We start from the raw sequence: 23,352 nt of genomic DNA, 5'->3' as shown, positions 1-23,352 counted from the left end.
ACTGTGACTTCTCTCTACGACGCAGGGATCTGCGCCCGCACCGTGAGGCCACCACCGGCACGGGGCACCACGGTGATGCGCCCGGAGTGGGCGCGCGCGACCGAGGCGACGATCGACAGACCGAGCCCCGCGCCGACGTGCGACGGGTCGCGCGGTCGCGTCCTGCCCGCTGCGCGGACGAAGGGTTCGGTGAGGGTGGCCGCGACCTCGTCGCTGACGACCGGACCGGTGTTGGCCACCTCGACGAGGGCGTCACCTCGCTCGTCCGTCCACGTGGCGACCTGCACGTGACCGCCGGGGTGGTTGTGCACCACGGCGTTCTGCACGAGGTTGGTCACGAGCCGTCCGAGCAGCCCGGGGTGGCCGGTGGTCGCTGCCGCGAGGAGGTCGCAGGTGACGACGACGTCACGGCTGGCAGCAGCGGCACTCAGGTCCTCGGCGGCGGTGGCCGCCAGCGCCGCAAGGTCGACCGGCTCGCGTCCCTGCGCGGCACTGTCCGCCTGGGCGAGGGAGAGCAAGGCCTCGGTGAGCGCGATGGAACGTTCGTTGACGATCTCCAGACGTCCGAGCAGCTGCTCCACGTCACGGTCGGGGTCCGCACGGGCGACCTCGAGCATCGTGCGGATCACCGCGTGCGGTGTCCGGAGCTCGTGGGAGGCGTTCGCCGCGAACCGTCGGTGCTCGTCGACGGAGGCCTGGACACGGTCCAGCATGTCGTCGAAGGTGTCGGCGAGCCCGGACAGCTCGTCGGAGCGACCCACCATGTCGATCCGGTGGTCCAGGTCACCGGCTCTGACCTGCTCGGCCGTGCCGGTGATCAGGCGCAGGCGCCGCAGCAGGCGCCCGGCGAGCAACCATCCACCACCGAGGCCGATCGTGGCGAGGAAGACCAGCCCGGCGGAGGCGTACCTGACGAAGACCGGCATGAGGTCGGAACGGGACGGTGCGAACCCACCGCCGAACGACACGAGATTGCCCTCGGGGACGAACCGCAGCAGCAGGACACCGACGGCGATCAGCACGACGCCGACCACGACGACGAAGGCGGCGTAGCTCAGGGTCAGCTGCCACCGCAGCGACAGCCCGCGCGGGCGCGAGGAGCCTGGGCGCGTCCTAGGCATCGTGGTCGACGTCCGTCGCGTCGTCGATCTGGTAGCCCACGCCCGTCACGGTGCGGATGAGCGCCGGCTCACCGAGGCGCTTGCGCAGCGCGGAGATGGTGATGCGGACCGCGTTCGTGAACTGGTCGGCGTTCTCGTCCCAGGCACGCTCGAGCAGCTGCTCGGCGCTCACCACGCCACCCTCGGCGTTGAGCAGCACCTGCAGCACAGCGAACTGCTTGCGGGTCAGCGCGACGTACCGACCGTCCCTGTACACCTCTCGCCGGAACGGGTCGAGGCGAAGGCCGGCCGACCGCACGACCGGGGGTCGACCGACGTCTCTCCTGCGCTCGAGCGCCCGCAGCCGCAAGACCAGCTCACGCATCACGAAGGGCTTGGTGAGGTAGTCGTCGGCGCCGCTGCCGAACCCGGCCTGCTTGTCGTCGATCCGGCTCGCGGCCGTCACCATGATGATCCGAGGCCCACCGGGCTCCTGGGAGACGATCCTCGCGATCTCGTCGCCGTCCGGGCCCGGGACGTCACGGTCCAGGACGAGCACGTCGTACTCGTTCACCGCGAGCATCTCCAGGGCTGTGTCGCCGTCCCCGGCGATGTCGGCGGCGATCGCCTCGAGCCGCAACCCGTCACGCACGGCCTCGGCCATGAAGGCCTCGTCTTCGACGATCAGTACTCGCATCCGCTCACCCTAGGATGCACGACATGTCGGGAGCGTATGCGCCCGGCCATACGTCCTGGCAACATCCGCCGAGGTCGCATGGTCACCATGCAGATCACGAACAGCACCGCACCCCGCCCGACCCGACCCGTCCGTTCCGGGATCCTCACCCTGCTGGCGATCCTCCTCGGGACAGTGCTCGCAGCAGCCCTGGTGGGACTGGTCCTGCTCAGCGTGACGGGGTGGATCCAGAGCCCTGACGAGACAGCGTCGGCGCATACGTCGTCCGTCTCCGTCGGCTCCGACGTCACGTCCGACGAGCCGCCCCAGACCGGACCGCTCACCGAGGCCGACGGCCTGATCCCCGCCGGGACCGACATCACCGCGGGAGCGGACCTGCCCGCCGTGACGAGGCTCAACCCGGCGCTGCGCGCCGCCGTCGAGGCCGCGACCGCGGAGGCGACCCTGGACGGCCAGCCCCTCTACGTCACGACAGGCTGGCGCAGCGCCCGCTATCAGGGACAGCTCTACGACGAGGCGCTGGCCACCTACGGCAGCGAGGAGGACGCACGCCAGTTCGTCGCCACCCCCGAGACGTCCACCCACGTCACCGGCACAGCCGTCGACATCGGTCCGCTGGACGCGATGTACTGGCTGCTGGAGCACGGACCCGACTACGGGTTGTGCCAGACCTACGCCAACGAGATCTGGCACTTCGAGCTCGCGACGACCCCGGGCGGCACGTGCCCCGAGATGCTCCCGGACGCGTCCCACCTCGGTGGGTGAGGGACGTCGACGGGCAGCCCCGAGCCGTGCGCCGGCGACGCTCAGTACCCGAGACGTACGGCGGTGACGCTCAGTACCCGAGACGAGCGGAGGCGGTTGTCGTGCGCACAGCGCGGATCGCCCTCTGCGACTCCGTCACCCCCGGTACCGTCGAGACGTGACCGAGACGACCGCCGCCTACACCGCCCGAGCAGCCGAGTACACGGCCCTCTTGGGTTCTATGTCAGCGGTGCATCCCTCGGACCGCCAGATCGTCGAGTCGTGGGCTGGACGCGTGAGCGGCCCCGTCCTCGACGCGGGCTGCGGTCCCGGTCACTGGACGAACCATCTGGCGGAGCTCGGGCTCGACGCCCGCGGGATCGACGTGGTGCCCGAGTTCGTCGGGCACGCCCGGTCGACCTATCCCGGCATCCGCTTCGACCTCGAGAGCATCGACCGGACCGACGCCCCCGACGCCTCCCTGGGTGGCGTCCTGTCCTGGTTCTCCACGATCCACCACGACCCGTCGACCATCGGCACGCCGATCGCCGAGTTCGCCCGGATCCTGCAGACCGGCGGCGAGCTCGTCCTCGGCTATTTTGACGGCGCCTCGTGCGAAGCCTTCGAGCACGCTGTCCTGCGTGCCTACAGGTGGCCGGCCGACGACCTGCACAGGCTGCTCGACGCAGCGGGCTTCGACGTGGTCGAGACCCACCGCAGGGCCACCCGCGGGCAGCGACCCGTGGGGACGATCGTGTGCGAACGGCGTGCCGCAGCCCACTGACGTGCCGTCGGGCGTGGACCGGCGCGTCCGACGACGCGACCTAGACGGCCCACGCCCACACCCTCACACCTCGATGCGCTCCATCATGTCCGTGACCAGCGCCGCTACGGCAGACCGCTCGGACCGGGTCAGCGTCACGTGCGCGAAGAGCGGGTGCCCCTTGAGCGCCTCGATCACCGCGGCGACGCCGTCGTGGCGCCCGACGAGCAGGTTGTCGCGCTGGGCGACGTCGTGGGTGAGCACCACCCGCGACGACTGCCCGATCCGCGAGAGCACCGTGAGCAGCACGTTGCGCTCGAGGGACTGGGCCTCGTCGACGATCACGAAGGCGTCGTGGAGGGACCGGCCGCGGATGTGGGTCAGCGGCAGGACCTCGAGGATCTCGCGGTCGATGACCTCGTCGATCACGTCTTTGCTCACGAGCGCACCGAGGGTGTCGAAGACGGCCTGGGCCCACGGGCTCATCTTCTCGGCCTCGGAGCCCGGCAGATAACCGAGCTCCTGCCCGCCGACGGCGTAGAGCGGCCGGAAGACCATGATCTTGCGGTGCTGGCGTCGTTCGAGCACGGCCTCGAGGCCCGCGCAGAGCGCGAGGGCCGACTTGCCGGTCCCGGCGCGGCCACCGAGGGAGACGATGCCGATCGCGTCGTCGAGCAGCAGGTCGATCGCGATGCGCTGCTCGGCCGAGCGCCCCCGGACCCCGAAGACCTCGCGGTCGCCGCGGATCAGCTGGAGGTGCTTGTCAGGCGTGACCCGGGCGAGCGCCGACCCGCGGGTCGAGTGCAGCACGAGACCCTTGTGGCAGAGCAGCGGCTCTGCGGCGGTCACCGACGCCGCGTCGACGGCGGCGAGCTCCATCGACTCGTGCTCCCACAGCTCGGCCATCTGGTCTTCGGCGAGGTCGAGCTCGCCCATCCCCGTCCAGCCGGAGTCGACCGCGAGCTCGGCACGGTACTCGTCGGCGCTCAGCCCGACGGCCGACGCCTTGACGCGCATCGGGAGGTCTTTGGAGACCACGGTGACGTCGGCGCCCTCAGCCGCGAGGTTCGCTGCGACCGCGAGGATGCGGGTGTCGTTGTCGCCGAGCCGGAACCCGTCAGGCAGCGCGGAGGGGTCGGTGTGGTTGAGCTCGACGCGCAACGACCCGCCGTCGCCGACGGGGATCGGGTGGTCGAGCCCGCCGTGCTTGACGCGGAGGTCGTCGAGCATGCGCAGGGCGCTCCGGGCGAAGTACCCGAGCTCGGGGTGGTGGCGCTTGGCCTCGAGCTCGGTGATGACGACGATCGGCAGGACCACGTCGTGCTCGGCGAACCTCACGAGCGCCTTCGGGTCGGAGAGCAAGACAGACGTGTCGAGCACGAAGGTCTTGCGGCCTTCCGTCCCGACAGCCTCGTCACTCCCTGACGTGTCGGTCCCGACGACCGTCCCAGCAGTCTTCCCAGCTACCACAGACTTCTCAGCAACCACGACGAGCTCCCTCCGGCGCACTGTGTGCGCCTGCCGTCCGGGCGGTGCGTGCGGGGCACGTCACCGTCGGGCGAGTGGGTCTGGCGGTCCGCCGGTCCACGCAGGGGCGTGGCCGCGGACGGCCGTCCTGCTCGGAGCTGATGCTCCATGGGCTGGCCTCCCGGAGGACGACGGGTGTCGTCCGTCTCCTGCAAACTACGCCCGTGTGATTCAGAGCACATCCCTCGTGGGACAGATGTCGCGAGATGTCACCCAAAGTTCACACGGGCGACGGCGGGGGGCGTGCCCGTCAGACGTGCCCGGACTCGCGGCGCATCAGCACCCCCGAGACCAGCCCGACGACAAGAACCCCCGCGACCAGGAGCATCGTGTCCCCGGCAGCCTGGGCGAACCCCGTCCCGAAGGCCGCAGACCCCGCCGAGGAGATCGCGTCGGCCACGTCGGCCGGGACGCCGTCGGGCACGGGCACCGACCCGCCAGCCCCGCTGAAGGAACCGCCCATCGACGCGAAGCCGTCGACGAAGGACTGCCGGTACTGCTCCGGCAGAGCCCTTGCGGCATCCTGCGCCGCTGCGGGAAGCGTCACGGCGAGGCGGGTCTGGAGCATCGCGATGATCGCAGCCGAGCCGATGACCCCGCCGACCTGACGCGTCGTGTTGAAGGCCCCGGCCCCGGCGCCGGCGGTCGACTGGTCGAGCCCTGCCGTCGCCAGGCTCGCCATGGGCGAGAACACACAGCCCGTGCCGAGCCCGAAGAACAGCATCGGCACGACGATCGTCCACGCCGAGATCCCGGGGGCGATGACGAGATCGAGCCACACCGTCGCGACGGCGAGCGACGCGAAGCCGGTGACCATCACCCACTTGGCCGGGACCCTGTCGGAGAGGCGACCTGCGAAGGGCGCGACCACGCCCGAGACCACCGAGCTCGGCAGGCTCACGAGCGCGGCGTGCAGGGGCGAGAGGCCGAGGGTCGTCTGCAAGAACAGGGTGAGCGGGAAGAAGATCCCGATCATCGCGAAGGACACCGTCATGCCCGAGACGTTCGCGAGCGAGAAGTTGCGGTGGTGGAACAGGCTCAGCGGCAGCAGCGCGTCCGGCCCGAGCCGTCGCTGCCACAGCACGAAGGCGACGATCACCACGACGCCGACCCCGAGGATCAGCGGGATCGACACCGGCCCCCACACCTGACCCCAGTCGTAGGTCTCCCCCTCCTGCACACCGAAGACGAGCGCACCGAGCCCGATGACCGAGAGCACCACCCCAAGCACGTCGAAGGACTTCTTGTCCGTGGCGAGCGCCGGCAGCGCCCGGAACGAGAAGAACAGCGCCACGAGGCCGACCGGCACGTTGATGAAGAAGATCCACTCCCACCCGAGCGTCTCGACGAACAGACCGCCGAGCACAGGCCCGGTGATGGTCGCGATCCCCGCGACCGACCCCCACACACCCATCGCGGCGCCGCGCTTCTGCGGCGGGAACACCCGGGTGATGATCGCCATCGTCTGGGGTGTCATGAGCGCCGCACCGACCCCCTGCACGGCCCGCGCGGTGATGAGCATGCCGATGCTCCCCGAGAACCCGCACCACAGGGAGGACAGCGTGAAGACGACCAGACCCGCGACGAAGATGTTCTTCGGCCCGAACCTGTCCCCCAGCCGCCCGGTGACGAGCAGCAGCACGGCGTAGGTGAGCAGGTAGGCGCTCGTCACCCACCCGACGGCCGAGAGCCCCACGTCGAAGCTGTCGACGAGGGTCGGCACCGCGATGTTCACGATGGTCGTGTCGACCATGATCATGAAGAACCCGAGCAGCAGCGGTGGCAGAACGCTCCACGGGCTGCGTCCGCCGAGGTCGACCTGCGCCGACGGTCCTGTCGAGCTGGGAGCGCTCATCATGTGTCCTCGCTGGTCGAGCTGACGTGCCCGAGGCGCAGGGATGCAGGCCTGGGCCGTGCGCGTCCCAGCGCAGTCTCGGGTGGCGGCACCTGACCGCCCGCTCAGTCTGCTCCCGGCCACCGACACCCACCACCGCTAGTCTCGACCCGTGACCCTCACCACAGCAGTCGTCCTGCTCCGCGGCGTCAACGTCGGCGGGCACCGCAAGGTCCCTTCGGCCGACCTGCGCGCCGTCGGCGAGACCGCCGGCTGGACGCGAGCGACGACGATCCTCGCGAGCGGCAACCTCGTGGTCTCAGCGCCCACCCCGGGCAGCCCCGCAGCCACCTGCACCACCGAGGCCGAGGTCGGTGCGCTGGTGCACGCCGGGCTGCTGGACCGCCTCGGCCTCGACGTCGACATCGTCGTGGTGTCCCCCGAGACCCTCGACGCTGTCGTCGAGAACAACCCCTTCCCCGCCGAGGCGGAGTCAGCACCGTCCAAGCTGCTCGTCACCTTCTACGCGACCCGACCGACGGCCGAAGCCGTCGCCGGTCTCGACCTGACGCCGCACCCCGAGCAGATGGCATGGCACGAAGGGACCTCCTACACGGTCTACCCCGAGGGCGCCGGGACCACCCGCCTCACCCCCGCACTGCTCCGCCGCACCCTCGGTGTCGACGGGACCGCCCGGAACTGGACCACCGTCCTCCGGCTGCGCGACCTCGCCGCGGCGGGGTGAGACTCGGTCGATCGGTCGAGAGCCGGGTGCCGATCCAGCAGCGAAGATCGGCCCATCGACCGTCGCGCCCTGCTCCCGGCGCGCCGTAGGGTCGTCGCATGCGAGTCTCGGACAGCCCTGTGGTCGACGCGCGCTGGGCGCTGCCCGGGCTCCTCGCCGGGGCCGCGCAGAACGGGGCGACCCGGCGCGTCCCCCGCCGGACCGCCCGCGACTGGGCGATCGACAGCATCGCCTTCCTCGTCTCGCTCGGCTTCGTGGCGCTCACGGCTCTCGCCCAGGCGCCCGACCCGAGCACAGGCGAGGTGTCCTTCGGACTCGACGGTCCCCGGGAGCTCCCGCTCGTCGACGGCGTCCTCGACCCCGTCCTCGGGGTGCTGCTGTCCCTCGCGCTCTGGTGGCGCCGACGGTTCCCGCTCGCCCTGAGCCTCGTCGCGCTGGTGCTGTCGACCTTCACCCTGAGCACGGGTGCCGCGACAGTGATCTTGCTGTTCACCCTCGCCGTGCACAGACCGTGGCCCGTGTCCGTCCCGGTCAACCTGCTGCAGATCCCCGTCTCGTTCTTGCACCTGAGGATCACCGAGGGGGGTGCCGGCGACTGGGGATCGCTGATCTTCGGCGCGCTCATCGGGATGATGGTCCTCGCCTGGGGCATCGCGGTCCGGGCCAGACGCCAGCTGGTGCTGAGCCTGCGCGAGAGCGCCGAGCAGGAGCGCAGCCAGCAAGAGCTGCGCCTCGTCGACGCCCGCCGCGGTGAACGCTCGAGCATCGCCCGCGAGATGCACGACGTCCTCGCGCACCGCATCTCGCTGCTGTCGGTCCACGCGGGCGCGCTCGAGTACAGGACTCGGCAGGCGGAGAGCGGCAACGCCGCCCCGCTCACGGCGACTGAGGTGCACGACGCCGTCACGGTGATCCGCGAGAACGCCCACCAGGCGCTCGAGGAGCTCCGCGAGGTGCTGACCGTGCTGCGCACCGACACGAGCGACGACCAGGACGACGAGACCGGCACAGCCGCCCCGCAGGCCGCCATCTCCGACCTCGCGACCCTCGTCGAGGAAGCACGCGCCGCGGGTCAGCAGATCCACGTCACCTCGGACGCGCCGGGACTCGAGGAGGCCCGCCCGCAGCTCCAGCGCACGGTGTTCAGGGTGGTCCAGGAGGGCCTGACGAATGCCCGCAAGCACGCGCCGGAGGTGCCGGTCAACGTCCTGCTGCGCGGCACCGCGGGCGACGAGGTGGTCGTCGAGGTCACCAACGTCACGCAGATCTCCACACCGCGCTCGACCATCCCCGGGGCCGGGGCGGGCCTCACAGGGCTCACCGAACGCGTCCTGCTCGAGGGCGGCACCCTCGAGGCCGGGGCGAGCGGGGGCGCCTTCAGGCTCAAGGTCCGGCTACCGTGGCGCTCATGATCAGAACCCTCATCGTCGACGACGACGCCCTCGTGCGTGCCGGGCTCCGGCTGATGCTCGCCGGGGCACCCGACATCGAGGTCGTCGGGGAGGTCGCGGACGGCTCCCTCGTCGCAGACGCCGTCGCCGAGCACAGGCCTGACGTCGTCCTCATGGACATCCGCATGCCCGTCATGGACGGGATCGCCGCGACGCGCGCCCTGCGCGGGGGCACGCAGACGAGCGCGCAGCCGGGCGAGCCGGCGGGCGCAGATGCTGACTCGGGTGCCGCGCCCGAGGTCGAGGCACCGCAGGTCATCGTCCTGACGACCTTCGGCGGAGACGAGACCATCCTCGGGGCCCTCCAGGCCGGTGCGTCGGGCTACCTGCTCAAGCACACCCCGCCCGAGGAGATCGTCGACGCCGTGCGCCGGACCGCGCACGGGGACCCCGTGCTCTCCCCCGACGTCATGAAGGTGCTCATCGACCGGGCGACAGCTGAGTCCGTGCCCGGCGCTGCCGCGGCTGCGCCGGTCGGCTCGTCCCGGGCGGACCAGGCAGTCGCCCGGCTGTCGGTCTTGAGCAACCGCGAGCGCGACGTCGCGAGCGCCGTCGCGCAGGGGCTCTCGAACACGGAGATCGCCGAGCAGATGTACCTGTCGATGGGCACCGTGAAGTCGCACATCTCGAGTGCGCTCACCAAGCTCGACTTCACCAACCGCATCCAGCTGGCGCTGCTCGCCTACGAGGCTGAGCGCTGAGACTTGGGGCTGAGTGGTGACGGCCTCACCTGCGGACGGTCACTGCCGGGCAGCCCACTCGTGGGCGAGGAGCGCGTAGCCGACCGAGTCGACCCACCCGAGGTCGCGGTGGAGCGCGTCGGCCACGGCGTGGTGCTCGCGGCGCATCCCGACGCGCTCGGCCAGGCGGACCGACGGCTCGTTGTCCGCGAAGGCCTCGGCGACCACCCGGCGGACCTTGAGGTCTTCGAAGCACAGGCGCAGCACCTCTCGCACGGCCTCGGTCGCGTAGCCCTGGCCTCCGACATCGGGGCTCAGGGTCCACCCGAGCTCGGCCTGCTGCTCTCTCGCGTGCTCGGCCACCTCGCGCTGTGCCCAGGAGTCCTCGACACGGACCATGAGGTCCCCGACGACGCGGCCGTCGAGCTCGATCACGAGGAGGTCGCGCAGCCGCCTGCCGAGGATCTCGTGCCAGTCTGCCCTGTCGGTCGGGAGCCACGAACCCCACCGGCTGACCTCGTCGAGCCGGCGGTACTCCCAGATCGCGGCCTCGTCGGCCATGGTCACGCGGCGCAGGCTCAGACGCTCGGTCCTGCGGGGCCAGACGAGGCGGTCGAGCGGGGCAGGAGCGGTCTGGGACTCGCCGGGCTGGGCATCGGTGATCTGCGTGTCGTCGGTCTGCGTGTCGTCGGTCACCGTGCCAGCATGCCAGCCCGGAGGCAGGGGACGAGGCTGGCGACTACGCTGTCTCGTGGTGTGCCGGGAAGTCTGGTCGGCGATGACCTTGTCGACCCTCCGAAGGAGCCCCCATGTCTACCCCTGTCTCTCCAGGTCCCACGCACGAGCCTGACGGTGTGTCAGGCCACGAGCCGCTGACCCGGTCCCCGCAGGACTCGGCTCCGCCCGCGGCGCAGACCGTCCCGGCGCGTCTCGCCGGGTGGGTCACGCGCGAGACGACCGGCGGCATGCTTCTCATCGGCGCCGCGATCCTCGCCATCGTCTGGGCGAACTCCCCCTGGCGCGAGATCTACACCACGCTCTCCGAGACGAAGATCGGTCCGGCCTCCCTGCACCTCGACCTGTCGGTCGCCGGGTGGGCGGCGGACGGCCTGCTCGCGATCTTCTTCTTCGTCGTCGGTCTCGAGCTCAAGCACGAGCTCGTCGCAGGCTCGCTGCGCGAACCACGGCAGGCGGCCGTGCCGATGCTCGCCGCTGTCGGCGGCATGGCCGTCCCGGCGATCTTCTTCGTGACGGTCGTCCTGGTGACAGGCGACACCACAGCCCTCGGTGGCTGGGCGATCCCCACGGCCACCGACATCGCTTTTGCGCTCGCCGTCCTCGCGGTCTTCGGGCGAGGGCTGCCGACAGCTGTGCGCACCTTCCTGCTGACCCTCGCCGTCGTCGACGACCTGCTGGCGATCATCGTCATCGCGATCTTCTACACGGACTCGCTGTCCTGGGGTCCGCTCGCCCTCGCAGTGCTCGGCCTGGTCCTCTTCAGGTTCCTGGTCAGGGCCAGGACCGTCCGGTGGTGGCTCCTGCTCCCGCTAGCCGTGGTCGTCTGGGCCCTCGTGCACGCCTCGGGGATCCACGCGACTGTCGCCGGCGTGACGATGGGCTTCCTCGTGCCGGCCCTCGTCGTCCACGGCGAGAAGGAGACGCGCACGCACCGCTTCGAGCGGACGTGGAACCCGCTCTCCTCCGGCATCGCCCTGCCTGTCTTCGCCTTCTTCGCTGCGGGCGTCACCGTGGTCGGCAGCTCGCTGCTCGACGTGCTCGGCCAGGGAGTCACGATCGGGATCGTCGTAGGACTCGTGGTCGGCAAGTGCCTGGGCATCCTGGGCACCACCTGGTTGGTCACCCGTCTGACTCCCCTGCGCCTCGCGCAGGGCATCGGTATCCGTGACCTGCTGCCGGTCGGCCTGCTCGCCGGGATCGGCTTCACGGTGTCGCTGCTGATCGTCGAGCTGTCCTTCGACCCGAGCAGCGAGCACGGGACGGGCGCGAAGATCGCCGTGCTGCTCGCCTCGGTGATCTCCGCGACCCTCGGAGCCCTGGCGCTGCGCCACGACGCGCGCCGCACGGACCGGACGAACGACATGAACCTCGACGGGATCCCGGACGACATCACCGACCACATCGGCGACAAGAAGTCCTGACGCCCCGGGCTGACGACACCGCGGGAACCGCCCTGCCGCGACCAGGGCGGTTCCCGCTAGAGTCACGCACATGGAGCCCTCGGCAGGTCGTCCGCAGCACGGTGAAGATCCCGCTGAGCGTCCGGAGCAGGGTGAGAGTCCAGGCCGGCGCCAACAGCACGGCGAGAGCGCGGCCGCGGACCAGCAGCACGACGAGCGCCCGCGAGGCCTGAGGCTCCGGCTGGAGTCCTTCGCCCGGCGCTTCTCCCCCACAGGGCTCGTGCTCGCCCTCACCTGCTACTGCATCTCCATGACGCCGTCGCTCATCCCCCGCGGCTGGTTGTTCCAGGGGCTGCTCACCGGGCTGTCGATGATCGCGGGCTACGCGGCCGGCGCCTTCCTCGGCTGGGCGACCCGGCGGCTCGGCTTCCACGCGCGGTGGGACGCGAGCACCACCCGGACGCTCTGGTTCGTGCTCGCCGGGCTCACTGCGGTCCTGGTGCCGTGGTTCCTCGTCCTCGCGTCCCGCTGGCAGGGCGACCTGCGCACGCTCTTCGGCATCGAGGCGACCCCCGAGTCGCACGTCATGCTCGTGGTGCTCCTCGGCGTCGGGCTCGCGCTCGTGCTACTGCTGGTCGCCCGAGGGCTGCGCTGGTGCAGCCGGCGCGCCGGAGACCTCCTCGGCCGGTGGGTCCCGGCCCGCGTCGCACGGCTCGTCGGGGCGGTCACGGTCACGGTGGTCGCCGTGCTGCTCGTCAACGGGACCCTGATCAACGGGGCGATGACCGCCCTGAAGAACATCAGCGCAGCGACCGACGCGGGCACCCCCGACGGTGCTGTCGAGCCGACGTCACCGCTGCGGTCCGGATCGCCCGAGTCCGTGGTCGACTGGGACGACCTCGGGTTCCAGGGACGCGGTTTCGTCAGCTCTGGGCCGAGCGTCGAGCAGATCGTCGACTTCGCGGCGGGCGGCGACGTCGTGGCAGCCGATGACGTGGTCGAGCCCATCCGCGTCTACGCAGGGCTCCAGTCCGCCGAGGACATCGACGCCGTGGCCGCGCTGGTCGTCGACGAGCTCGACAGGACCGACGCGTGGGACCGCGAGATCCTCGTCGTCGCGACGACCACCGGGACCGGGTGGGTCGACCCGTCGATGTCCCAGACCCTGGAGTACATGCACGGTGGTGACACGGCGATCGCCGCCATGCAGTACTCCTACCTGCCGAGCTGGGTGAGCTTCCTCTCCGACCGCGACACCCCGCCCGCCGCCGGCAAGGCGCTCTACGAGGCCGTGTACGACGCGTGGCTCGAGCAGCCCGAGGACTCCCGGCCCTTCCTCGTCGCATACGGTCTCTCGCTCGGCAGCTTCGGCGCGCAGGGTGCCTTCAGCGGCCTGCAGGACATGACCGAGCGGACCCAGGGTGCGCTGTTCGTCGGCACGCCGAGCTTCACGCCCAACTGGGCGTACTTCACCAAGAACCGCGACCCTGGCAGCCTCGAGTACAGCCCTGTGTACGAGGGCGGGCGCCAGGTGCGCTTCGGCACCGAGCCCGGCAGCGGAGCGGACGTGTGGGACATCCCCGGGACGTGGGAAGAACCCCGGGTGGTCTACCTGCAGCACGCCTCCGACGCCGTGATCTGGTGGTCCCTCGACGTGCTCTGGCGCGAGCCCGACTGGGTGTCAGAACCCGGACCCGACCGCCTCGAGATGACCTGGGTCCCCGTCGTGACCTTCTGGCAGGTCACCTTCGACATGTTCGTCGCCGGCAACGTGCCCCAGGGGCACGGGCACTCCTACCACCTGGCCTACTCCGACGGCCTCGCGGCGCTCGGCGCACCCGAGGGCTGGGACGACACGGACACGGCCCGGCTCAAAGAGCTCATGTCAGGAGTCCCGGACGAGAGCTGACGCCCCCGCTCACACCTCGAAGACGTAGCCCATGCCCGGCTGGGTGATGATGTGGCGCGGCGCCGAGGGGTCGGCCTCGAGCTTGCGGCGGAGCTGGGCTGTGTAGACCCGCAGGTAGTTGGTCTCGGCCGAGTACGACGGGCCCCACACCTCGTGGAGGAGCTGCACACGGCCGACCATCTTGCCGCGGTTGCGGACCAGCACCTCGAGCAGCGACCACTCGGTGGGGCTGAGCCGCACGTCCTCCCCCGCGCGCTGGACCTTGCGGCGCGCGAGGTCGATCACCAGGTCACCGGCCTCGACCACGGGCGTCTGCACCTCGTCGACGGGCGCGGCCCGCCGCACAGCAGCGCGCAGCCGGGCGAGCAGCTCGTTCATCGCGAAGGGCTTGGTCACGTAGTCGTCCGCGCCGGCGTCGAGGGCGTCGACCTTGTCGTCACCGAGCTGGCGGGCCGAGAGCACGACGATCGGCACCCGGCTCCACCCGCGGATCCCGGCGATGACGTCGAGGCCGCTCATGTCCGGCAGGCCGAGGTCGAGGAGCACCACGTCAGGATGGCTGCTCGCCGCTGCGTCGAGGGCCTCGGCCCCGTTCGTCGCGGTCGTGACGACCCAGCCGTGGGTGCGCAGGTTGATGGCGAGGGCACGCACGAGACCGGCGTCGTCGTCGACGACGAGCACTGCGGTGCCGGGGACCGCAGCCGAGGCTCCAGCTGCACCCGCGGCCGTCACAGCAGGCCGCCGTCGCCGGAGCGTGCCGAACCACCAGACCCGGCGTCACCGGACCGCGCGACCTCGGACAGCCGGGGCGAGACCGTCCCGACCGACACGTCAGTCGTCTCGGCACGGTCCAGGTCGTCAGCTCTGGCGACGGCGTCAGCAGCGCCCTCCGCAGTCGGCACCGTCAGCACCATCGTCAGCCCACCTCCCGGGGTGTCGTCGACGACCAAGGTAGCCCCGACGGCCCGCACGAGCCCCTGCGCCACGGCGAGGCCGAGCCCGAGACCGTCGGGCGAGGTGTCCCCCAGCCGCTGGAACGGCTCGAACATGCGGTCCTTGCGCTCGTCGTCGAGACCGGGCCCGCGGTCGACCACGCGGATCTCGACCTCGCCCGGCCGTGCCGAGGCCGTGACGAGCACCGGGACCCCGGCCGGCGAGAAACGCACAGCGTTGGCGACCACGTTGGCGACGGCGCGCTCGAGCAGCCCAGCGTCGGTGAGCACGAGCGGCAGGTTGTCCGGGACTGCGAGGTCGACAGCCCCCGCACCGAGCCCCTCGACCGCCACGGGCACGATCTCGTCGACGGACCGTGCCTGGAGCACGGCGCGCACGCTGCCGGTCTGGATGCGGGACAGGTCGAGCAGGTTCGCGATGAGCGCCTCGAGGCGCGCGGTCGACCCGCCGATGGTGTCGAGCAACGCCTCTTCGTCCTCGGGGGCGAGCGCCACGTCGTGCGCGCTGAGCCCGTCGATCGCCGCCCGGATCGAGGCGAGCGGTGTCCGCAGGTCGTGGGACACAGCGGCGAGCAGCGCCGTGCGGGTCGCGTCGGCCTGCTCGAGCACGGCAGCCTGGGACGCGGCCTCGCGCAGCCGCCTGTACTCCAGGACGATGCCCGCCTGTGCCGCGAAGGCCTCGAGGACCTGCTGGTCGCTCGCAGGGAGCGTCCGCCCGACGACCACCAGACGGCGGTCGTCGTCGATCCGGACCGTCGACGTCGAGGCGTCGTCGCCACCGCGCTGCCCGGCTCGGTAGGTGCAGGCGACCGTCTCCCACGGAGCCTTCGGGCCCGCGCGCTCCTCGAGCCGAACCTCGGAGACCGCGAAGGTCTCGGCGAGCCGCGACACGACCGCGTCGGCAGAGTCGTCGCCGGACAGCACCGAGCGGGACAGCGCCGCGAGCGTCGAGGCCTCGGCCCGCGCCCTGTACGCCTGGGCGGTCCGGCGCGCCGCGAGGTCCACGACCGAGGCGACCGACACCGCGACCACCACGAACACGACGAGGGCGAGGGCGTTCTCCGGGCTGGAGACCGTGAGCATCCCCGTCGGCGGGGTGAAGAACCAGTTGACGCAGACGAAGGACAGCAGCGCCGCGGCCACGGCCGGCCACAGCCCGCCGACCAGCGCGACCCCGACAGTCCCGGCGAGGAACAGCATGAGCTCGGTCGTCAGCGACACGTCGCCGCGGAACCACCACACCAACCCCGTGAGGAGTGCCGGCAGCACGACCGCGAGCGCCCACCCCGCCACCTGCCGGGCCCTGGACAGCGCCGACCACCGTCGGCGCAGCGGCGACCCGGACCGCGCCTGCTCGTGCGTGACCAGGTGCACGTCGATGCTCCCCGCGAGCTGGGCGGTCTGGGTGCTCGACGAGCCGAGCAGCGCCTCGCGCACGCGGGAGTGCCTGGACACGCCGACGACGATCATGGTCGCGTTGACGCCCCGCGCGAAGTCGACGACAGCCGACGGGACGTCTTCACCGACGACCGTGTGGAAGGTCCCGCCGAGCGCCAGGGTGAGCTCGCGGTCGGCGGCGATCGCGGCCGGTGGCGCCGAGGGCAGGCCGTCGGTCGCCAGGACGTGCACGGCGAGCAGCTCGGACCCGGCGGTGCGCTGGGCGATGCGCGCCCCGCGGCGCAGCAGCGTCTCCCCCTCGGGCCCGCCGGTGACGGCGACGACGATGCGCTCGCGGGCGGGCCACGTCCCGTCGATCGCGTGGTCGGAGCGGTAGCGGGTGAGGGCGTCGTCGACGCTGTCGGCGAGCCACAGCAGCGCGAGCTCGCGCAGCGCGGTGAGGTTGCCGACACGGAAGTACGAGGACAGCGACGCGTCGATCTGCTCGGCGCGGTACACGTTGCCGTGCGCGAGCCGGCGGCGCAGGGCGTCGGGCGACAGGTCGACGAGCTGGACCTGGTCGGCGGCCCGGACCACGTGGTCGGGCACGGTCTCGCGCTGGCGCACGCCGGTGATGGCGTGCACGTCGTCACCGAGGGACTCCAGGTGCTGCACGTTGACCGTCGTCACCACGTCGATCCCGGCCTCGAGGAGGTCGGTGACGTCCTGCCAGCGCTTGGGGTGCGTCGACCCCGGCGCGTTGCTGTGCGCGAGCTCGTCGACGAGCACCACCTGGGGTGCGCGGGCCAGCACCGCGGCGACGTCGAGCTCCCCGAGCTCGGTCCCCCTGTAGGAGATCACCGCACGTGGCAGCACCTCGAGGTCGCCGACCTGCTCGGCCGTCGCCTGCCGTCCGTGGGTCTCGACGAGCCCGACGACCACGTCGGTGCCGCGGTCGCGGCGGCGTCGGGCCTCGTCGAGCATCGCGAAGGTCTTCCCCACGCCGGGGGCGGCCCCCAGGTACACCGTGAGCCGCCCCGTGCGCCTGTCACCCATCGTTCGACCTCATGAGGACATCATGCCCAGCGCGAGGTTGAGCTCGAGCACGGAGACCCGCGGCTCGCCGAGGAACCCGAGGTCGCGGCCCTGGGTGTGCTCGGCCACGAGCGCCCGGACCGTCCCCTCGTCGAGCCCGCGAGCCTGCGCGACGCGGGCTACCTGCTGCTCGGCGTACTCGGGCGAGACGTGCGGGTCGAGCCCCGAGGCCGACGCCGTGAGCGCGTCGGCGGGCACGGCGGCCGGGTCGGTGCCGTCCTGTGCTGCCACGGCTGCTCGGCGCTCCTCGATCGTCGCGACCAGGTCGGGGTTGAGCGGTCCGAGGTTCGAGCCCGCCGATGCGAGGGTGTCGTACCCGTCGCCAGCAGCCGAGGGACGCGGCTGGAAGTACTCGTCCCCGGTGAAGGCCTGCCCGACCAGCGCCGAGCCGACGGCGTCGGAGCGCGACGTGGTCCGATCCCCCGAGGCCGTGAGCAGCGAGCCCTCGGCCTGCCAGCGGAAGGCCACCTGCCCGACCCCCCACACCGCCAGGGGGTAGACGACCCCGAGCAGGACCGTGAGGACCACGAGCACCCGGAGCCCCGCGAGGCTCTGCCGGGCAAGAGATACCGCACCGCGGCGGGTGCTCAACGAGCGAGCCCCTGCGGGCTGGCGTGCGGAGAAGTTGTCGTGTGCCATGTCAGCCGATCCCAGGGAGAAGCGAGGCGAGCAGGTCGATGAGCTTGATGCCGAGGAACGGGGCGACCAGGCCGCCCAGCCCGTAGACGAGGAGGTTGCGACGCAGCATGGTCGACGCCGACGCCGGTCTGTAGGCGACCCCGCGCAGCGAGAGCGGGATGAGCACCACGATGATCAGCGCGTTGAAGATCACCGCGGAGACGATCGCGGACTCCGGGCTCGAGAGCCGCATGATGTTGAGCACCTCGAGCTGGGGGAAGACCACCATGAACATCGCCGGGAGGATCGCGAAGTACTTCGCGATGTCGTTGGCGATCGAGAAGGTGGTCAGCGCCCCGCGCGTGATGAGCAGCTGCTTGCCGATCTGCACCACCTCGATGAGCTTGGTCGGGTCCGAGTCGAGGTCGACCATGTTCCCGGCCTCCTTGGCCGCGGAGGTCCCGGTGTTCATCGCGACACCCACGTCGGCCTGCGCGAGGGCCGGGGCGTCGTTCGTCCCGTCCCCGCACATGGCCACGAGGTGACCGCCCTCCTGCTCCCGGCGGATCAGCGCGAGCTTGTCCTCCGGCGTGGCCTCCGCGAGGACGTCGTCCACCCCGGCCTCCTCAGCGATCGCCCGGGCGGTGATCGCGTTGTCACCGGTGACCATGACGGTGCGGATGCCCATGGCACGCAGCTCGTCGAAGCGTTCGCGCAGGCCCGTCTTGACGACGTCCTTGAGGTGGATCACCCCGAGCACCTGCGCGGGTCCGGCGCCCGTCTGCCGGGCCACCACCAACGGTGTCCCGCCCGACGCGCTCACCCCGTCGACCAGGGTCTGCACCTGGTCGGGTGTGTGCCCCCCGGTCGAGTGCACCCAGGCGTGGACTGCGCTCGCGGCCCCCTTGCGGATGCTGGTCCGCGGGGTGGAGGTCGTGCCCGCACGCTCGGCCGGGCTCACGTCGATGCCGCTCATCCGGGTGGTCGCGCTGAACGGCACGAGCTCGACCACGGCCCCGTCGTCCTGCGTGGTCGCCGCGACGTGCTCGGCGTACCCGGCGTCGACGAGCGTGACGACGCTGCGTCCCTCGGGCGTCTCGTCGGCGAGCGACGCGAGCCGAGCAGCAGAGGCGAGGTCGGCGATCGTCGCTCCGGGGGCGACGAGCAGGTCGCTCGCCTGCCGGTTGCCGTAGGTGATCGTCCCGGTCTTGTCGAGGAGGAGCACGTCGACGTCACCGGCGGCCTCGACGGCCCGGCCCGACATCGCGAGGACGTTGCGCTGCACGAGACGGTCCATCCCGGCGATGCCGATGGCCGAGAGCAGCGCACCGATGGTCGTCGGGATGAGGCAGACGAGCAGGGCCGTGAGGACGAGCAGCGACTGGCGCGACCCGGAGTACACGGCGAAGGGCTGGAGGGTGACGACAGCCAGCAGGAAGATGATCGTCAGCGACGTGAGAAGGATGTTGAGCGCGATCTCGTTGGGGGTGCGCTGACGCTCCGACCCCTCGACGAGGGCGATCATGCGGTCCACGAAGGTGGACCCTGCGGCCGCGGTGATGCGCACGACGATCGTGTCGGAGAGCACCACGGTGCCGCCGGTCACGGCCGAGCGGTCGCCGCCCGACTCGCGGATCACCGGCGCGGACTCCCCCGTGATGGCCGACTCGTCGACCGACGCGGCGCCCTCGATCACGTCCCCGTCACCGGGGATCACCTCGCCGGCCCGCACGACGACCACGTCGCCGACGGAGAGCGAGGACGACGCGACGTCGACGGTCGGCAGCGCGAGCAGGTTGCCCGTGTACCGGGTCGTGTCGACAGGGGCGTCGACGCGGCGGGCCGTCGTCTGGGTCTGGGTGGCGCGCAGCGACGAGGCCTGCGCCTTGCCGCGGCTCTCGGCGATGGACTCGGCGAGGGTCGCGAACAGGACTGTGGCCCACAGCCACACGACGATGGTCACGGCGAAGACCGACGGGTCGGCCACGGCCAGGACCGTCGAGGCGACGGCGCCGATCTCGACGATCAGCAAGACCGGCGAGTCGAGCAGCTCGCGCGGGTCGAGCTTGCGGAAGGCACCGGGCAGGGCGGAGCGCACCTGCGGCCAGGACAGGCTCGACGCGCGGCGTCCGGAGGGTGCTGCCGCGGATCCACCAGGCTGTGCTGCGCCGTCGGCGACCGGCGCGACGGGGTCGGTGGTCGAGCCTGCGGGAGGTTGCTCCACGTGCTGGTCGGTCGGCTGCTGTGCGGCCGGGTGACGGGTGGCTGGGCGGTTCATGAGAGCGACTCCACGATCGGACCGAGGGACAGGACGGGGATGAAGGTGAGACCGACGACGACCAGCGCGACAGACCCGAGCAGCCCCGCGAAGAGCGGCTGGTGCGTGGGCAGGGTGCCTGCGGTCGCGGGGACGGTCTTCTGGCTGGCGAACCTGCCCGCGAGCGCCAGCACGAGGGCGATCGGCACGAAGCGTCCGACGAGCATGAGGACGCCGAGCAGCGTGTTGTAGAACGGCGTCGCGACGGTGAGCCCGGCGAAGGCCGAGCCGTTGTTGTTGGCGGCCGAGGTCATCGCGTAGAGCACCTCGGAGAGCCCGTGCGGGCCGGCCTCCTGGATGCCGGCCTGGCCAGCGGGCAACGAGATGGCCAGTGCCGTGCCGACGAGGACGAGCAGCGGGACGGTGAGGATGTACAGCGCCACGAGGGTGATCTCCTGGCGGCCGATCTTCTTGCCGAGGTACTCAGGTGTCCGTCCGACCATGAGACCGGCGATGAACACCGCGACGATCGCGAGGACGAGCATGCCGTAGAGGCCGGACCCGACACCGCCGGGGGCGATCTCGCCGAGCAGCATGTTGAAGACGGCGACACCGCCGCCGGGTGCTGTGAGCGAGTCGTGCATCGAGTTGACCGCACCTGTCGAGGTACCTGTCGTCGCGGCGGCGAAGAGCGCCGAGCCAGCGGTGCCGAAGCGCAGCTCTTTGCCCTCGAGCGCACCGCCTGCGGCCTGGGCCGCGAGGCCTGGGCCGGACATCTCGGCCCAGGTGAGCAGGGCCGCCCCGGCGAGGAACAGCGAGCCCATGACCGAGACGATCGCGAAGCCCTGGCGGGTGTCGCGCACCATGAGGCCGAAGGCCCTCGGGAGCGTGAAGGGGATGACGAGCAGCAGGAAGATCTCGAGCAGGTTGCTCACCGGCGTGGGGTTCTCGAGCGGGTGGGCGGAGTTCGCGTTGAAGAACCCGCCGCCGTTGGTGCCGAGCTCCTTGATGGCCTCCTGCGAGGCGACGGGTCCGCCGAGCATCGACTGCGTGCCGCCCGAGAGGGTCTGGACCGTGCTGTGCGGGTCGAAGCTCTGGATCACGCCTGTCGCGAGGAGCGCGACCGCGGCGAGCAGAGCCATCGGCAGCAGCACCCGGACGCAGGTGCGCGTGAGGTCGGACCAGAAGTTCCCGACGCGCCCGTCCGTGCCGGACCGCGCGAAGCCGCGGACCAGGGCGATGGCCACCGAGATGCCGACAGCAGCAGAGACGAAGTTCTGCACGGCGAGCCCGACCATCTGGTAGACGTGACCGGCTGCGGCCTCGCCGGAGTACCACTGCCAGTTGGTGTTCGACACGAAGGACACCGCGGTGTTCCACGCGCCCGCGGGGTCGAAGGCGCTCACACCGAGGTTCATCGGCAGGTGCTCCTGCAGGCGGCCCAGCGCGTACAGGGCCAGCAGAGACACGAGGGAGAAGCCCAGCAGGGAGAAGAGGTACGAGGTCCAGCGCTGCTCGGCGTCGGCGTCGACCCGCATGAGGCGGTAGCCGAGGCGCTCGACCTTCAGGTGGCGCGGGGAGGTGTACACGTGGGCCAGGTAGGCACCGAGCGGCAGGTGCACCGCGGCGAGGGCCGCGACGAGCAGGGAGATCTGCCCGACGGCCGTCCAGGTCTCGCTCATGGTCATCGCCCCCGACCGGCGCGCAGCAGCACCGTGAAGAGGTATCCGAGCACCACGACGGAGACCGCGAGGGCCACCCAGTCGGCCGCGCTCACGACGCGTCCCTGTCGCCGGAGCGACGGGCGACGAGGGCGACGGTCGCGAAGAACGCGACCGTCAGGAGGATGTAGGCCAGGTCGGCCATGTCTGTCACGCCTTCGGACGTCAGGACGACCGCGGGTCAGGCGGTCGGCGCACACGAGAGGTGCACACCACCGGTCTATCCGGGCTGGAGGGTCCCGGACGTCGGCGTTGACGGTTCCTTGACGTGCGGTGACAGGTCCCTGACGGGTCTCTGACGTCAGAGACCCAGACTCCCCCTGTCGGGCGTCGTCGCCGGTGTCGTGCCAGTCCGTGCACCATCCCGCCACCGGACCGGCCGGGGCGTGGGCTCTCCCTCTGCAGCGACACCGGCACCACGCCCACCGGGTGAAAGAACACCCCGCCGCGTCATGCGGCCTGGGCGCGCGAGTCTCCACTCATGACGCACCAGCCGTCGCTCGACAGCCGAGAGCCCGCCGCACCTGTCGCGGGCACTGTCCACAGCAAGGAGCACCGAGTCTCATGCACCCCCCGATCTCGAGCCCAGAGGCCCGCACCGGCACACCCGCCGCAGCACCAGCCCGCACCGGCTCTGCCGCCCCGGCCCTCCGGGCCGTCCACCGCCCCCGTGGCGCCCGCAGGGTCGTCGGTGCACTCGCGGTGCGCCGAGCCTCCGTGACCGCGCTGATCGCCGGCCTGCTGCTCGCCCCCACGGCCAGTCTCGCCTCGGCCGCAGAGCTGCCGCCGGCTGTCACGGCGGCGACCTTGTCGACCACGACCTTCGGCCCGTGGGACGGCGTGCGGCTCGACGTCGAGTGGGCTGTCCCCGACTCGGCCCAGCCCGGTGACACCTTCACAGTCGACCTGCCGCCCGAGCTCGTGCCGGTCTCGACAGTCCCCTTCGACCTGCTCGGGCCTGACGGGGTCGTGGTCGCACGTGCCGTCTGGCAGGGCAGCACCGCAGTCGTGACACTGACCGACTACGTCGACGGACGGACCGGGGTGGGTGGCACAGGCTTCTTCGAGGTCCAGTGGAACACCGAGCTCTTGGGCACCGACCCCGTGACCACCGTCGTCACGATCGCCGGGCGGTCGGTCACCGTGACCATGACGGGGCCGGGCACAGGCCCACCCAGCCCGACCGCCGCGAAGTGGGCGTACTGGAACCGCCCCGACCAGGGCACCACGGAGCCCGGCGAGGCCCTCACGTGGGAGGTCCGGCTGCCCGCGTCCGACGCCGGTTCGGGCGGCCCTGTCACCGTGACCGACGACCTCGGTCCCGGGCAGGCGATGGTGTGCGGGACAGTCCAGGTCCGAGCCGTCTCGAGCGCACCAGAGTCACCCGTCACGTGGTTCGGCGAAGACTCGCCCGAGCGCATCGTCGACCTCGACTGCGGGCCCAGCGGCCTGACACTCGTCCTCGACGAGATCCGCGCCGACGAGTTCGTCACCCTCTCCTACGCCGTCGACCTCACAGACCCGTCTCTCGGCGAGTACACCAACGTCGCAGAGATCAGCACCACGACGGACAGCACCGTCGTCGGCGCCGAGAAGCAGCGCGCCGCCGCTGGCGGCGACGGCTCGGGCATCACCGAGGAGACCCCGGGGCCCGAGCCGACAGACCCCGAGCCCACGACCAGCGCGCCGACCGACCCTGCACCGACCACCCCGCCAGCGCCCGAGACCGTCGCACCTCCGGCG

Annotated in this window: 19 protein-coding genes; 8 read left to right on the top strand and 11 right to left on the bottom strand. The window is 71.5% G+C overall.

Annotation, left to right across the window (positions count from 1 at the left end; translation table 11 throughout):
* Nucleotides 1–14: 14 nt before the first annotated feature.
* On the bottom strand, nt 15–1,121 hold the full coding sequence (locus tag HZZ10_RS09680) for a sensor histidine kinase (protein ID WP_179913346.1): 1,107 nt from the start codon (nt 1,119–1,121) through the stop codon (nt 15–17).
* Nucleotides 1,114–1,797, bottom strand: a complete 684-nt coding sequence (locus HZZ10_RS09675) for a response regulator transcription factor (RefSeq protein ID WP_179913345.1) — start codon at nt 1,795–1,797, stop codon at nt 1,114–1,116. Before HZZ10_RS09675 ends, HZZ10_RS09680 begins: the two co-directional genes overlap by 8 nt.
* Before the next feature lie 87 nt (nt 1,798–1,884).
* Between HZZ10_RS09675 and HZZ10_RS09670 the strand changes: the two genes are divergently transcribed.
* Together HZZ10_RS09670 and HZZ10_RS09665 are read left to right on the top strand one after the other, a co-directional pair.
* Complete coding sequence (locus tag HZZ10_RS09670) at nt 1,885–2,562, top strand: M15 family metallopeptidase (protein ID WP_179913344.1); 678 nt, start codon at nt 1,885–1,887, stop codon at nt 2,560–2,562.
* Between the two features lie 157 nt (nt 2,563–2,719).
* Nucleotides 2,720–3,325: a class I SAM-dependent methyltransferase gene (locus HZZ10_RS09665; RefSeq protein ID WP_179913343.1), complete on the top strand. Its 606-nt coding sequence runs from the start codon at nt 2,720–2,722 to the stop codon at nt 3,323–3,325.
* Nucleotides 3,326–3,388: 63 nt separating this feature from the next.
* On the opposite strand, the gene phoH2 is transcribed toward HZZ10_RS09665, so the two are convergent.
* Together phoH2 and HZZ10_RS09655 are read right to left on the bottom strand one after the other, a co-directional pair.
* The gene (gene phoH2 / locus HZZ10_RS09660) at nt 3,389–4,684 is read right to left on the bottom strand and encodes an RNA 5'-3' helicase PhoH2 (protein ID WP_156382707.1); all 1,296 of its coding nucleotides are present in this window, start codon (nt 4,682–4,684) and stop codon (nt 3,389–3,391) included.
* 397 nt (nt 4,685–5,081) lie between these two features.
* Nucleotides 5,082–6,686, bottom strand: coding sequence for a DHA2 family efflux MFS transporter permease subunit (locus tag HZZ10_RS09655; protein ID WP_179913342.1), 1,605 nt, complete (start codon nt 6,684–6,686; stop codon nt 5,082–5,084).
* Nucleotides 6,687–6,837: 151 nt separating this feature from the next.
* On the opposite strand from HZZ10_RS09655, the gene HZZ10_RS09650 reads away from it, so the two are divergent.
* The 3 genes from HZZ10_RS09650 to HZZ10_RS09640 all read left to right on the top strand — a co-directional run bounded on the left by HZZ10_RS09650 (nt 6,838) and on the right by HZZ10_RS09640 (nt 9,562).
* A complete protein-coding gene (locus HZZ10_RS09650; RefSeq protein WP_179913341.1) occupies nt 6,838–7,410 on the top strand; it encodes a DUF1697 domain-containing protein in 573 nt (190 codons plus the stop codon).
* 98 nt (nt 7,411–7,508) lie between these two features.
* Entirely contained in the window at nt 7,509–8,822 is a 1,314-nt protein-coding gene (locus HZZ10_RS09645) for a sensor histidine kinase (protein WP_179913340.1), read from the top strand.
* Nucleotides 8,819–9,562, top strand: coding sequence for a response regulator transcription factor (locus HZZ10_RS09640; RefSeq protein ID WP_179913339.1), 744 nt, complete (start codon nt 8,819–8,821; stop codon nt 9,560–9,562). Before HZZ10_RS09645 ends, HZZ10_RS09640 begins: the two co-directional genes overlap by 4 nt.
* Nucleotides 9,563–9,601: 39 nt before the next feature.
* Here HZZ10_RS09640 and HZZ10_RS09635 read toward each other — a convergent pair whose 3' ends face one another.
* Nucleotides 9,602–10,237, bottom strand: a complete 636-nt coding sequence (locus HZZ10_RS09635; RefSeq protein ID WP_308507544.1) for a GNAT family N-acetyltransferase — start codon at nt 10,235–10,237, stop codon at nt 9,602–9,604.
* A 113-nt stretch (nt 10,238–10,350) separates the two neighbouring features.
* Here HZZ10_RS09635 and nhaA point away from each other — a divergent pair, with 113 nt between their 5' ends.
* Nucleotides 10,351–11,700, top strand: a complete 1,350-nt coding sequence (gene nhaA / locus HZZ10_RS09630; protein WP_179913338.1) for a Na+/H+ antiporter NhaA — start codon at nt 10,351–10,353, stop codon at nt 11,698–11,700.
* A 70-nt stretch (nt 11,701–11,770) separates the two neighbouring features.
* The gene (locus HZZ10_RS09625) at nt 11,771–13,588 is read left to right on the top strand and encodes an alpha/beta hydrolase (RefSeq protein WP_179913337.1); all 1,818 of its coding nucleotides are present in this window, start codon (nt 11,771–11,773) and stop codon (nt 13,586–13,588) included.
* Between the two features lie 9 nt (nt 13,589–13,597).
* Here HZZ10_RS09625 and HZZ10_RS09620 read toward each other — a convergent pair whose 3' ends face one another.
* Genes HZZ10_RS09620 through HZZ10_RS09595 form a run of 6 tightly spaced genes read right to left on the bottom strand, consistent with a single transcriptional unit; the run spans nt 13,598 to nt 21,665 of the window.
* Nucleotides 13,598–14,320 carry a response regulator gene (locus HZZ10_RS09620; protein WP_179913336.1) on the bottom strand — a complete coding sequence of 241 codons (723 nt, stop codon included), beginning with the start codon at nt 14,318–14,320 and terminating at the stop codon, nt 13,598–13,600.
* Nucleotides 14,317–16,974, bottom strand: a complete 2,658-nt coding sequence (locus HZZ10_RS09615) for a DUF4118 domain-containing protein (RefSeq protein ID WP_228087345.1) — start codon at nt 16,972–16,974, stop codon at nt 14,317–14,319. Before HZZ10_RS09615 ends, HZZ10_RS09620 begins: the two co-directional genes overlap by 4 nt.
* A gap of 9 nt (nt 16,975–16,983) precedes the next feature.
* Nucleotides 16,984–17,652 carry a K(+)-transporting ATPase subunit C gene (gene kdpC / locus HZZ10_RS09610; protein WP_228087344.1) on the bottom strand — a complete coding sequence of 223 codons (669 nt, stop codon included), beginning with the start codon at nt 17,650–17,652 and terminating at the stop codon, nt 16,984–16,986.
* A gap of 1 nt (nt 17,653) precedes the next feature.
* Entirely contained in the window at nt 17,654–19,909 is a 2,256-nt protein-coding gene (gene kdpB, locus HZZ10_RS09605) for a potassium-transporting ATPase subunit KdpB (protein WP_257152695.1), read from the bottom strand.
* The gene (gene kdpA, locus HZZ10_RS09600) at nt 19,906–21,576 is read right to left on the bottom strand and encodes a potassium-transporting ATPase subunit KdpA (RefSeq protein WP_082543784.1); all 1,671 of its coding nucleotides are present in this window, start codon (nt 21,574–21,576) and stop codon (nt 19,906–19,908) included. Before kdpA ends, kdpB begins: the two co-directional genes overlap by 4 nt.
* Nucleotides 21,573–21,665, bottom strand: coding sequence for a potassium-transporting ATPase subunit F (locus HZZ10_RS09595; protein ID WP_156382663.1), 93 nt, complete (start codon nt 21,663–21,665; stop codon nt 21,573–21,575). Before HZZ10_RS09595 ends, kdpA begins: the two co-directional genes overlap by 4 nt.
* A 508-nt stretch (nt 21,666–22,173) precedes the next feature.
* Between HZZ10_RS09595 and HZZ10_RS09590 the strand changes: the two genes are divergently transcribed.
* Nucleotides 22,174–23,352: Ig-like domain-containing protein (locus HZZ10_RS09590; protein ID WP_179913335.1), on the top strand; the 1,179-nt coding region annotated here is incomplete at its 3' end.

This window comes from Sanguibacter inulinus, from assembly GCF_013415325.1.
GTDB lineage: Bacteria > Actinomycetota > Actinomycetes > Actinomycetales > Cellulomonadaceae > Sanguibacter > Sanguibacter inulinus.
This window is presented reverse-complemented; position numbering and strand designations above follow the sequence as displayed.